Annotated in this window: 8 protein-coding genes and 2 pseudogenes; 9 read left to right on the top strand and 1 reads right to left on the bottom strand. The window is 33.0% G+C overall.

The features are described 5' to 3' along the window. The first annotated feature begins 74 nt into the window (after window positions 1-74). Both QZV12_RS01395 and QZV12_RS01390 read left to right on the top strand, forming a co-directional pair. A complete protein-coding gene (locus QZV12_RS01395; RefSeq protein WP_292788823.1) occupies window positions 75-287 on the top strand; it encodes a heavy-metal-associated domain-containing protein in 213 nt (70 codons plus the stop codon). 239 nt (window positions 288-526) lie between these two features. Then, on the top strand, window positions 527-3,001 hold the full coding sequence (locus QZV12_RS01390) for a heavy metal translocating P-type ATPase (RefSeq protein ID WP_295616038.1): 2,475 nt from the start codon (window positions 527-529) through the stop codon (window positions 2,999-3,001). A 331-nt stretch (window positions 3,002-3,332) separates the two neighbouring features. Here QZV12_RS01390 and QZV12_RS01385 read toward each other — a convergent pair whose 3' ends face one another. Then, a complete protein-coding gene (locus QZV12_RS01385) occupies window positions 3,333-4,802 on the bottom strand; it encodes a TrkH family potassium uptake protein (protein WP_295616035.1) in 1,470 nt (489 codons plus the stop codon). 606 nt (window positions 4,803-5,408) lie between these two features. Between QZV12_RS01385 and QZV12_RS01380 the strand changes: the two genes are divergently transcribed. From QZV12_RS01380 to trpA, 7 genes and pseudogenes are all read left to right on the top strand, one after another. Further along, complete coding sequence (locus QZV12_RS01380) at window positions 5,409-7,061, top strand: anthranilate synthase component I family protein (RefSeq protein ID WP_295616032.1); 1,653 nt, start codon at window positions 5,409-5,411, stop codon at window positions 7,059-7,061. Between the two features lie 38 nt (window positions 7,062-7,099). Continuing rightward, a complete protein-coding gene (locus QZV12_RS01375; protein WP_295616029.1) occupies window positions 7,100-7,723 on the top strand; it encodes an aminodeoxychorismate/anthranilate synthase component II in 624 nt (207 codons plus the stop codon). 220 nt (window positions 7,724-7,943) lie between these two features. After that, window positions 7,944-8,954 (top strand): anthranilate phosphoribosyltransferase, encoded by a 1,011-nt coding sequence (gene trpD, locus QZV12_RS01370; protein WP_295616027.1) that lies wholly within the window; start codon window positions 7,944-7,946, stop codon window positions 8,952-8,954. Window positions 8,955-9,041: 87 nt separating this feature from the next. Continuing rightward, window positions 9,042-9,818 carry an indole-3-glycerol phosphate synthase TrpC gene (trpC, locus tag QZV12_RS01365; RefSeq protein ID WP_295616024.1) on the top strand — a complete coding sequence of 259 codons (777 nt, stop codon included), beginning with the start codon at window positions 9,042-9,044 and terminating at the stop codon, window positions 9,816-9,818. Between the two features lie 129 nt (window positions 9,819-9,947). Next, window positions 9,948-10,598, top strand: a complete 651-nt coding sequence (locus tag QZV12_RS01360; RefSeq protein ID WP_295616020.1) for a phosphoribosylanthranilate isomerase — start codon at window positions 9,948-9,950, stop codon at window positions 10,596-10,598. A 119-nt stretch (window positions 10,599-10,717) separates the two neighbouring features. Then, window positions 10,718-11,901, top strand: a pseudogene (trpB, locus tag QZV12_RS01355) (tryptophan synthase subunit beta). Between the two features lie 30 nt (window positions 11,902-11,931). Next, window positions 11,932-12,713 (top strand): annotated as a pseudogene (trpA, locus tag QZV12_RS13610) (tryptophan synthase subunit alpha). Window positions 12,714-12,943 lie beyond the last annotated feature (230 nt).

Here is a 12,943-nt window from a genome sequence, read left to right as displayed (position 1 = left end):
ACTTATATTATGCTAAATACATATAATAATATAATACTAATGCTTTTAAGTAATATTTTTTTATAGGTGAGAATATGGCAATTGATAAAAAAGAAGTAAAAGTTGTAGGAATGCACTGTCCTTCATGTGCAAAAGCTGTTGAACTTTGCATGATGGATTTAGATGGTGTAGAATCTGCTGTTGTCGATTTAGATGCAAATAAGGTTGAAGTAGAATACGACAATGAAAAAGTTTCTGATGTAGACTTAGCAGGTGCTGTAAAAGAAGCAGGATTTGAAGTGGAATAAGTTCAATAGTTATCTTTAATTATTTTTTCTTATTTTTTCATTTCTTTTTAAAACTTGACTAATTTGTATTCTAATGCTGTTTTTTTAATTATTTTATATTTTTTTAAAAAAATGGTATAACAATAGATATATTAATTCGTATATTAAGAAATGTTTTTAAGAATAATCACTTTTTTATCACATTTTAGGAATGTTTTTTAAAAAAATTATTATTCATTAACTATTATTAGGAGGATTATATGGCTCAAAAAGAATTGGATATTCCCGTTGATGGTATGCACTGTTCATCATGCTCCCTTCTTGTTGAAAAATCACTTGGCAAGCTTGATGAAGTTGAATCCATCAATGTAGACTTAAACACTAATAAGGCTCATATGGTTCTTAACAATAACCTATCTCCAGATTTGATAGATCAGACAGTTGAATCTGTAGGATTTACAGTTCCAAAAGATGAGGTTGTTATTCAAATTGATGGCATGCATTTTGCTTCATGTGTAAATAATGTGGAAAAGTTTCTGCCTAAACGTGTTGATGGGGTAGTGGAAGCAAATGCCAATTTATCTAATCAAAAGGTCACCATTAAGTATTACAGGGATATGTTGAATCTTAAGGAGATTCAAAAGACCATTGAATTCTTGGGATTTGAATACATTGGCCTTGATGGCGAGCTTGATGTAATGGATGAGGAGGAAAGGTATCAGCAGGATTTACGAGGCAAATTATACAGAATCGTTGTTGGTCTTGTATCTGCAGCAATATTGATGGCAATTATGCACTTTAAGTTTACAATACCTCCTTTGACTATGGGACAATTGTCATTGATTATAGCTATTTTCCCATTCTGTTATGTAAGCTATCCTATCTTAAAGGCAGGCTGGAACTCATTTAAACATAAGAATCTGGATATGGATGTAATGTATTCAATGGGTATTCTAGTTGCTTTCGTATCAAGTGTTCTAGGCACATTCAATATAGTATTAGACTCTAGCTTTATGTTTTATGAATCTGCAGTCATGTTGCCTTCATTTTTAACAATAGGGCGTTATCTTGAAGCAAGGGCTAAAAGAAAAACTTCCTCATCAATCAAGGAGCTTATTGGCCTTCAGCCAAAGACTGCTACATTAATAACAGTTGATGATGAAGGAAACAATGTTGAAAAGGAGATTGATATTGAAGACATCAATATCGGAGATATTTTGCTTGTAAAGCCAGGTGAAAAGATTCCTGCAGACTCAATTGTAGTTGATGGTGAAAGCTATGTTGATGAGGCAATGATTACAGGAGAGCCTGTTCCAAAACTTAAGAAGGCAGGAGTGGATGTTTTCTCAGGTACTATAAATCAGGATGGTGCCTTAAAGATTGAAGCACAAAAGATTGGAAGCGAAACTGTATTGTCACAAATCATCCAGCTTGTGGAAAAGGCTCAAGGATCTAAGCCTCCTGTACAGAGATTGGCAAACAAGATAGTTTCATGGTTCATACCTGTAATATTGACCATAGCTATTATTGTATTCCTATTATGGTACTTTGTAGCACATTCAGGCTTGCTATTTGCATTGACTTGCCTTATTTCAGTTCTTGTAGTTGCATGTCCATGTTCATTAGGTCTTGCTACTCCAACAGCAGTTACTGTAGGTGTTGGAAGGGCAGCAGAATATGGAATCCTTATTAAAAACGGAGAAACTTTAGAAAGCTCTAAAGATGTTGATGTATTTGTATTTGATAAGACTGGAACTATTACAGAAGGAAAGCCTGAAGTGGAGGATATTGAAACATTTGGTATTGATGAGGACAAGTTCCTTCAAATATTGTCAAGTGTTGAAAACAATTCAAACCATCCAATAGCAAAATCCATTTTAAGCAGATTTAAGGAGGATAACCTTAAATTGGCAAATGAAGGAAAGGATGATCTGCCTCTTCTCAATGTTGAAGACTTTGAAAACATTACAGGTAAGGGACTTAAGGCAAATGTGGCTATTGATGGTGAATTAAAACCAGTATTCGCTGGAAACCTTAAATTAATGGAAGCAGAAGGAGTTTCTGTAACTGAAGATGTTTTAAATAAGTTTGATGTATTTGTAAGTGAAGCAAAAACAACTATTGCAATGGCTGTTGATGGTGAAATAAATGGAATCATCACTTTGATGGACAAGATTAAGCCATCTTCCAGAAATGCTATTGATGAATTGCATAAGATGGGCATTGAAACTTATATGCTTACAGGAGACAATGAGAAAACAGCTTCTGCTGTAGCAAATGCTGTTGGCATTGATAATGTAATGGCAAATGTCTTGCCTAATGACAAGCTTGATAAGGTAAGCGCTCTTCAAAAAGAAGGAAAAAGAGTTTTATTTGTTGGTGACGGAATCAACGATGCTCCTGCACTTTCTCAAGCAGATGTTGGTGTTGCAATGGGAAATGGTACAGACATTGCAATGGAAAGCGGAGACATTGTAATTATGGAAGGAGACCTTGAAAATGTTGTTGCTTCCATTCAGTTCTCTAAAAAGGTAATGACAAGGATTAAGGAAAACCTATTTTGGGCATTTGCATATAATATGCTACTTGTTCCAGCAGCTGCAGGTTTACTTTTCCTACTCTTTGGTATAGTTTTCCGTCCAGAATGGGCTGGTTTAGCTATGGCATTAAGTTCAGTTACTGTAATTAGTTTGTCACTGCTCTTAAAACGCTACGTACCACCAATTAAAAGATAAGTTTTATAATGATTCTATTGTTTAATTAATCGTTGGTTTAATTAAACTAATAGAATTTTATTTTCTATTTTTTATTAGCTATTTTTGTATGGTGGAAGTGGATTTTATTTTCTATTTTAATCAAAAACTATTTTAAAAAAAGGAATAATTAGTTTATTTTTTTATTTTTAATCAATAGGATCTGTTTTTAAAAAAGGAATAATTAGTTTATTTTTCTATTTTTAATAGTTTAGCTTTAAAAAAAGGAATAATAGTTAATTTTCTATTTAATTATTACCTTAAGGATAATAAATTAAATAAGTTTATTTTTTGCTTTTTTTCAATAATTAAACTATATCCTTTTTCTTATTGTCCTTTTTACTAATTTAAGGCTCTGTCCAAATGTTCCAAATCCTAATCTGATTGTTAATAGGATAGGGATTATCTCTAATCTTCCTAACCACATCAAGAAGATTAAAACCAATTTTGGAAATGGATCCAAACTTCCATTCACTATACCTGTACTTAATCCAACGTTACCTATTGTAGAAGTCACGTCAAATAATGTCATAATTGGGTCATTGGTATAGAAAGTCAATATTATCCAAGCGACTATCAGGAAGAACAGGTAAACCGCAATATATGTTGAAGCTTCCTTAATCTCTGTTTCACCAAGTTTCTTGTTATTGATTTTTGTGGTTTCAACTCTCATAGGGGTTATTAGATTCTTAACAGTAAGATGAATTCCTTTTAGGAATGTTATGACTCTAACGAGCTTTATAGCACCTACTGTAGAACTTGAAGAACCACCCATTGCCATTAAGATCATTATAATTATTAAGGCTGAAGGAGCCCATCCAACCATATCATCTGGGCTTGCTATATTTGCTCCAGTTGTTGTTATTGCAGAAATAACATGGAACATTGCATCAATTGGAGCTAAATTTGCTATATGCATAATCAACAGTCCACTAATTATGACTGCTATAATCATAAATTGGAATTGGATATCCTTTATCAAGGATTTTCCTCTTGTTTTAATCATTCTATAATGGACTGTAAAGCTTGTAGCACCTAAAATCATTATAAACATTGTGATTAAATAGATGATATTGTTATGGTAAAATCCAATGTTGGCATTTTTTATTGACATTCCACCAGTGGATATGGTTGTAAATGTTAGATTTACAGAATCGAATAATGGAAGCCCAGCCAAATAGTATAGTACAATTCCTAAAGCCGTGTAAAATACATAAATTCTTATTGTATTTCTAAGGGTATTTCTTATGTTTGGCTTTATTTTCTCATCCCTTGCTTCAGACCTGTATAATCTATATGCAGAAGTTCCAGGTTTTATAAGCGCTCCTATAAAAACAATCACCACTCCAAGTCCACCTACCCACTGTTCCAGGCTTCTTAAAAATAGGATGGAATGAGGCAATGATTCCACATCACTGATTAATGTCAAACCACTTCCTGTCCAAGCAGAAATGTTTTCAAAAAAAGCGTCTAAAAAGGATATGTCTATGACCAGGGCCATTATGATCGCTGCCGTAAATCCTGCCCACAGCCATGCAAGGCTTGATATGATCATACTATGCTTAAACTTAAGCTTATCATATTGCTTGAATTTTTCATATAACATGAAACCTAATCCTATTGAAATCAATGGAGAGATTATTCCATTTGGGTAAATGAATTCATAGTAGTAGAAATCCACTAAAACTGGGATTAACAATATAAATCCTATTCCCTCCATAAGTATTCCAAGATAGTGCAATATGATTTTCATATCTTGTCTTGATAGGTAATTAAATCTCATATGATGCCTTTTTAGTTAAATTGGATAAAACAATACTTTAATAAATCTATTAAACATAAATCAAATGTTTAAATCTATATAATTAAAATTAATTTAATATTTTTAAATATAATATTGTTATATAGATTAGTTCGAAGATTATATAAATTTTTTTATTTTTAGGATTTAGTATTTAAGCTTATTCCTCTATATTTTTTAAAACTCCTTTTTCTTTTATGATTTTCATTATTTTAAATTAAAATAAAATGTATATTTTTGTACAACAAAGATTTAAATAGTACATTATACATAATAAATTATACATTAATTGAAAGTTTGTATTATTGTCAAAAAATTATTTGTTTATTTAAAAAATTTCAATAGGAATGCTTGATTCTTTCACAAGTTTTTTAAATTGCATAAACAAATTTAATAATGGTATTTGTCATTTATTAAAAAATTATTTTAAAAAAATAAATTGCAAAAGAAATTTAATAATGGTATTTGTCATTTATTAAAAAATTATTTTAAAAAATAAATTGCAAAAGAAATTTAATAATGGTATTTGTCATATACGAATAATTTATTTTAAAAAATTATTGAATATTTAAAAAAGGAGGTTTAGAAGTGTTTTATCCCAATCTTGAAGAGGCAAAAGAGATAGCTAAGGACAAATCATATAAGATGATTCCAATTCGCTATGAAATATTTTCAGACACAAAGACTTCAATAGAAGTTTTAAGAAGACTTAAAATTTTAAGCAACCATTGCTACATGCTTGAAAGTGTAGAGGATTCTAAAAATTGGGGTAGATACAGCTTTCTTGGATTCAATCCAATACTTGAATTGACCTGTCAGGATGGAAATCTTACAATCAAAGGCAAGTCAAGCTTTAGTGATTGTGAAATAGAGGATGGGGAAGACCAATGCTTTTCCATCAAAACCGACAATCCTGGCAAGTATATAAGGCAAATAATTGCTGAAAACAAGTCTCCTAAACTGGAAAACATTCCTCCATTTTCAGGTGGATTGGTAGGCTACTTCTCTTATGACTACATTAAGTACAGTGAAAAGTCACTTAATTTGGACGCTCAAAATCAGGATGCCTTTAAGGATGTAGACCTTATGCTTTTTGATAAGGTAATCGCCTTTGACAACTATAAGCAAAAGATAGTTGTTATTGTAAATATGCCAATAAACGGCGAAGAAGATGAAGGCAATTCCATTGAAGAAAACTATAAAAAAGCTTGCAATGATATAATGGACATAATCAGTGTCATTAAGGCAGACAACATTGTTGAATTATTGGATGATGAATTCAATCACCATCTAACCAATAAGAAGACAATCAAGGCAAGTCAGAAAATGAAGGAAATCACCTCTATGGAAGAAAGGGATAAGTGTCGAAAGGAAATCACCAAGCATTTGCCTATTGAGTTAAAATCCGATTTCAGATACCTTTTCTCCAAGGAAGAGTATTGTCAAATGGTGGAAAAGGCTAAGGATTACATTAGGGAAGGAGACATTTTCCAGGTGGTGCTGTCAAATAGGATAGAGGCAGACATTGAAGGAAGCTTATTTGATGTTTATAGGGTTCTTAGAACTACAAATCCTTCTCCATATATGTTCTATTTCTCAAGTGATGATATAGAGATAGCAGGAGCAAGTCCTGAAACTCTTGTAAAGCTTGTAGATAATGATGTATACACTTTCCCACTTGCTGGAACCCGTCCAAGAGGAAAGACAGATGAAGAAGACATTGCATTGGAAGAGGAACTCCTTGCAGATGAAAAGGAAAGGGCAGAGCATAATATGCTTGTTGATTTAGGAAGAAATGACATTGGAAAGATAAGTGAAATAGGATCAGTGAAGGTAAACAGATATATGGACATTGTCCGCTTTTCCCATGTGATGCATATTGGCTCTACAGTTGAAGCAAGTCTTAGGGAAGACTGTGACTATCTCTCAGCTATTGATTCCATATTGCCTGCTGGAACATTATCCGGAGCTCCTAAGATAAGGGCATGTGAGATTATCAATGAGCTTGAAGACAATAAAAGAGGAATTTATGGCGGTGCCATTGGATACATTGACTTGACAGGGAATTTAGACACTTGCATAGCAATCAGAATAGCATTTGCAAGGGATAAAAAGGTCTTCATTAGAGTTGGTGCAGGAATAGTTGCAGATAGCGTTCCAGAGAATGAGTTTGTAGAATGCAACAATAAGGCAAAGGCAGTGATGAATGCCTTGAAACTTGCAGACGGAGGAATTGAATAATTGAATCAGTAGGTTCAATTAGCATAAAAGGTGATTCTATGATTCTATTGGTTGATAATTATGATAGCTTTGTCTATAACTTATATCAATTTGTAGGGGAAGCTTTAGCTAATATAAATGGTTATGATTTGGGAAATAAGGATGATTTGGCTAAGATTTACGATGAGATAAAGGTCATTCGAAATGATGAATTGACTGTTGGAGAGGTCAAGGACTTAAATCCAGATTATATTATCTTGTCTCCTGGACCTGGCAAGCCAAAGGATGCAGGGATTTGTAAGGATATTGTAAAGGAGTATAATCAGTTTAATGTTCCAATTTTAGGTGTATGCCTTGGACATCAAGCCATTTGTGAAGCATTTGGATCTGATATCATACATGCCAAAGAATTGATGCACGGCAAGACATCTGTCATTGAACTTAATGATGATAATCTTTTTGCAGGGATTAAAGGTCCTATTCAAATAGCCCGTTATCATTCTTTAGCAGTTGATGAGGACACATTATCAAGTGAATTGAATATTTTGGCAAAGGCAGATGATGATGAGATAATGGCTGTAAAGCATAATGATTTTAATATTTATGGACTGCAATTCCATCCAGAATCCGTTTTGACTCCTGATGGAATGGCAATTATAGAGAATTTTTTAAAAATCCAATAAAAGGATAGTTTTTTAAGAAGGTTTAAAAAGATTTAATTATTGGTAATGTAGGAACAAAGAAATGTTTAAGAATGTTTAAAAATTTAAATGATTTAATAATTAAAAATGAAAAAAAAACAGAAAAAATTTTTATAATTATAGAAGAATTGATTTGAAAGATATAAAATGGGATTTTATAATTATAGAAGAATTGATTTGAAAAGATATGAAAAGGGATTTTATGATTAAGGAAGCTATTTTAAAAGTGTATAAACATGAAGATTTAACTTATGATGAAGCTTATGCAACAATGGATGAAATCATGAGCGGTAAAGCAAGTGAAGTTCAAATGAGCGCTTATTTAACTGCAATGTCAATGAAAGGCGAAACAATTGATGAAATCACAGCATCTGCAGAAGCGATGAGGGCTCATTGTGTAAGGCTATTGAATGATGAAGACGTTTTGGAAATTGTTGGAACTGGTGGAGACGGTTCAAACACATTCAATATTTCAACCACCTCATCAATTGTCATTTCAGCAGCAGGGGTTCCAGTAGCTAAGCATGGAAACAGATCTGCTTCAAGCAAATGTGGTGCTGCAGATGTATTGGAAGAATTAGGAGTCAATATTCACATAAGCCCTGAAAAGAGCTTAAGCTGCTTAAAGGAAATTAACCTATGTTTCCTATTTGCTCAAAATTATCATTTGTCAATGAAATATGTTGCAGGAGTTCGAAAAGAACTTTCAATTAGAACAATATTCAATATTTTAGGACCATTGACCAGTCCTGCAGGTGCATCAATGGAAGTTTTGGGAGTGTATGAAAAGGAACTTATAGAACCTCTCACTGATGTTTTAAAGAATTTAGGAGTTAAATCTGCAATGGTTGTTTATGGATTGGATGGAATGGATGAGATTTCAGCTAGTGATAAGACTGCAGTATGTGAGCTTAAGGATGGCGAAACCATGACCTATGAACTTTCTCCTGATGATTTTGGTATGGATATATCTTCCAAAGAAGACCTTGTTGGAGGAGATGCTAAGGAAAATGCAATGATTACATTAGCTGTTTTAAATGGGGAAAAAGGTCCTAAAAGAAATGCAGTTCTATTGAATTCTGCAGCTGGATTATATGTTGCAGGAAAAGTGGATTCATTAGAAGAGGGAATCAAGTTAGCTGAAGAGGTAATTGATTCTGGAAAGGCATTGAATCAGCTTGAAAAGTTCATTGAAGTTACAAACAGAGAATAATTGTAGGATAATTATAAAGTCAAGAAGTTAGAAATAGTTGATTGTTGATGTACTTTTAATTCACCTATGTTATGATTGATGATTATTATGTTGGAAAAGATTGTTGCAAAGACTAAGGAAAGATTGATTGAAGCTAAAAGCAAAAAGTCTTTAGATGAACTAAAGGAAGAAGCGTCAAAATTAGAAATCAGTGAGGATTTTCCATTTAAGGAAGCATTAAAAGATCCTGAAATTGCAATCATTGCTGAAGTCAAAAGGGCTTCTCCTTCAAAAGGACTGATTGCTGAGGATTTTGATTATATTGAAATAGCAAAGGATTATGAGCAAGCTGGAGCTTCTGCAATATCCGTTTTAACAGAACCCTATTTTTTCCAAGGATCAAATGATTTCTTAAGGGAAATTTCTGAAAACGTATTAATCCCCCTATTGAGAAAGGATTTTACAATAGATGAATATATGATTTGTGAAGCTAAACTTTTAGGCGCTTCTGCCATTCTTTTGATTGTTTCAATACTGGATGATGATCAATTGAAGGAATATTTGGATTTAGCTCATAACTTAGGTCTTTCTGCAATTGTTGAAACACATGATGTAACTGAAATTGAAACTGCAATGAATGCTGGTACAGGGATAATTGGAGTAAACAATAGGAATTTAGCAGATTTTACAGTGGATATTGAAAACAGCATTAACTTAAGGGGATTAGTCAGTGAAGATATAATTTTTATTTCTGAAAGCGGCATTAAAACAGCTGAAGATGTGACCAGATTAAAGGAAAATAATGTTGATGCAGTTTTAATTGGCGAAACTTTAATGAAAAGTGATGATAAGAAGTCTATGATATTTGAGTTGAAGAATGGATAAGTTCATTGGTTGATATTCTTTGATCTTTGACTTGAAGAATGGTTAGGATTGCAGCTAATAGTCTTTAGTTGTTGAATTGAAAAATGGTTAATGATTTGTTGAGTAAGTCTTTGATTTTGGAGTTTTATAATGGTTAAGATTAAGATTTGTGGAATGAGACGCCTGGAAGATATTGAAATGGCAAATAATTATAAGCCGGATTATATAGGTTTTGTTTTTGCTGAAAGTCCACGTAAGGTATCATATGAGCAAGCTAGAACATTATCAAACAGTTTAAGTGAGGAAATTGTCCCTGTAGGTGTCTTTGTAAATGAACATATGAAGCTTATTGTAGACTTATTCAAGGATGGAATTATTGAAATCGCTCAGCTTCATGGAGATGAAGATGAAAATTATATAAATGATTTAAAAGATAAATCAATTGAAGAGACTGGAAAGGAAATACCTGTTATCAATGCAATTGAAATTAAAGACACTGAAAGGAATAATGATTTCAATGAAAAACTGTTGGAGTGGCGAGATTCTGCATCTGACTATTTCATATTGGATAGTGGAAAAGGTTCCGGCAAAACATTTGACTGGAGCTTGATTGATAAGAACAGCGAATTCTTTAAAAATTCCATATTTTTAGCTGGTGGCTTGAATAGTGAAAACTTAAGTTCAGCTATTGAAGAATTCAATCCATTTGCAGTTGATTTAAGCAGCTCAGTCGAAACAGATGGATTTAAGGATGAAGAAAAAATCATGGAAATAATGAAAATTGTTGATAATTACAGATAATTTTTATTGAACTTTAATTGGAGAATTGTTTATAATTACAGATAATTTTTATTGAACTTTAATTGGAGAATTGTTGATAATTACAGATTAATTAATAGACCATAAACAGGAGATAAAATATGAGCAGAGGAAGATTTGGAGTTCATGGTGGACAATACATGTCTGAAACACTAATGAATGAGCTCCTGAACTTAGAAGAACAATATAATCATTTTAAAGAAGATCCTGAATTTGTAGAAGAGTTAAACACTCTTTTAAAGGAATATGCAGGAAGACCTTCTTTATTATACTATGCAAAGAGAATGACAGAGGACCTTGGCGGAGCAAAGAATATCTAAAGCGTGAAGACTTGAATCATACTGGAGCTCACAAGATAAACAATGTGCTTGGACAATGCCTTCTTGCAAAGAAGATGGGTAAGACAAGGGTAATTGCAGAAACAGGTGCAGGTCAGCATGGTGTGGCTACTGCAACTGCAGCAGCATTGCTTGGAATGGAATGTGAAGTCTTTATGGGTGAAAAAGACACTAAACGTCAAGCATTGAATGTATTTAGGATGGAGCTTCTTGGAGCAAAGGTCCATACAGTTACAACAGGCTCAAAAGTCATTAAGGATGCAGTTAATGATGCCTTTAGAGAATGGATTTCAAGAGTTGATGACACTCATTATGTAATCGGATCCACTATGGATCCTCATCCATTTCCAACAATCGTAAGGGATTTTCAGGCAGTAATCAGTGAAGAGATAAAGGAGCAGACATTGGAATTGGAAGGAAGACTTCCGGATATGGTTATTGCTTGTGTTGGAGGTGGAAGCAATGCAATGGGTTCCTTTTACAACTTCCTAGATGATGAAGATGTAAAGCTTGTCGGTGTTGAAGCTGCAGGAAAGGGAATTGATACAGAATTCCATGCAGCAACAATTGCAAAAGGGGAATTAGGTATTTTCCATGGTATGAAATCCTATTTCTGTCAAGGAAACTATGGACCGATCTCTCCAGTATATTCAATCTCTGCAGGTCTTGACTATCCTGGAATTGGTCCTGAACATGCTTATTTGCATGATATTGGAAGGGCAGAATATGTAAGTGCTACAGATGATGAAGCAGTTGAAGCATTTGAGTACTTGTCAAGAATGGAAGGAATCATTCCAGCTATTGAATCATCTCATGCAATAGCCCATGCCATGAGAATTGCAGGAGATATGGATAAGGATGACATAATTGTCATTACTGTCTCAGGTCGTGGAGACAAGGATGTAGCAGCTATTGCTCGATATAAGGGAGTTGAATTATACGAATAATTGTAGGAATGGATTTTGAAAGGTGATATGATGAGTAATGAAATTAAAATCAGTGATGCATTCTCCAATGGAAAGGCTTTTATCGGATTTTTAACTGCAGGTGACCCTACAATTGAAAAGACTGTTGAATATGTATTGGCTATGGCTGAAGCAGGCTGTGACCTTGTTGAAATTGGAATTCCATTTTCAGACCCTGTAGCAGAAGGCCCTGTAATTCAAGAGGCAAACCTAAGGGCTCTTTCAAACAATACAAATACTGAGGATGTTTTTGAGGCAATCAGACAAATAAGGGAAAAGTCTGATGTTCCGTTGGTATTCTTGACTTATATTAATCCTGTATTCTATTATGGATATGATAAGTTCTTTAAGAGATGTCAGGAATTAAAACGTTTGCGGAATTATTTCTCCTGACCTTCCTTATGATGAAAAGGATGAAATCCTTGAAGTTACCCAAAAGTATGGCATTGACATCATCCGCTTGATTGCACCTACTTCAAAAGAGCGTATACAAATGATTGCCAAGGAAGCAAGTGGTTTTATCTATGTTGTTTCATCATTAGGGGTTACTGGAATGCGCAGTGAGATTAAAACTGATTTAAAATCAATAATAAGTGATATAAAAGAAGTTACTGATGTTCCTGCAGCAGTTGGTTTTGGCATAAACACACCTGAACAGGCAGAAAATATCTCAAAAGTAGCAGATGGTGTTTATTGTAGGAAGTGCAATTGTTAATATTATTGCAGAGCATGGAGAAAATGCAAGAGAACCTCTTGTAAATTATGTCAAATCAATGAAAGATGCTATTTTATAATAGCAACTTTCAATAATTTTAATACTTTTTTTCTTATATTTTTTTCTGTTATTTTCATGATTTTTTTTTTAGCAGATTTTCATATTTTTTTTATTTTTATTTTTTCTGCTTTTGTTTTCATGATTTTTTTTAGCAAATTATCAAAGTCTTTTTTTCAAGATTCTTTAACAAATCTAAACCCTATCTATAATGCCTGAATTCATATAGAAATAATTTTTTGAATTTACAAA

Origin of the sequence: uncultured Methanobrevibacter sp. (genome assembly GCF_902769175.1) — an archaeon.
Lineage (GTDB): Archaea > Methanobacteriota > Methanobacteria > Methanobacteriales > Methanobacteriaceae > Methanobrevibacter.
This window is presented reverse-complemented; position numbering and strand designations above follow the sequence as displayed.

Bases quoted from the DNA above. Each gene is read 5' to 3' on its own strand.
- QZV12_RS01385 (WP_295616035.1), bottom strand. From the start codon at position 4,802: ATGAGATTTAATTACCTATCAAGACAAGATATGAAAATCATATTGCAC.
- QZV12_RS01390 (WP_295616038.1), top strand. From the start codon at position 527: ATGGCTCAAAAAGAATTGGATATTCCCGTTGATGGTATGCACTGTTCA.
- QZV12_RS01360 (WP_295616020.1), top strand. From the start codon at position 9,948: ATGGTTAAGATTAAGATTTGTGGAATGAGACGCCTGGAAGATATTGAA.
- trpC (WP_295616024.1), top strand. From the start codon at position 9,042: ATGTTGGAAAAGATTGTTGCAAAGACTAAGGAAAGATTGATTGAAGCT.
- QZV12_RS01375 (WP_295616029.1), top strand. From the start codon at position 7,100: ATGATTCTATTGGTTGATAATTATGATAGCTTTGTCTATAACTTATAT.
- trpD (WP_295616027.1), top strand. From the start codon at position 7,944: ATGATTAAGGAAGCTATTTTAAAAGTGTATAAACATGAAGATTTAACT.
- QZV12_RS01395 (WP_292788823.1), top strand. From the start codon at position 75: ATGGCAATTGATAAAAAAGAAGTAAAAGTTGTAGGAATGCACTGTCCT.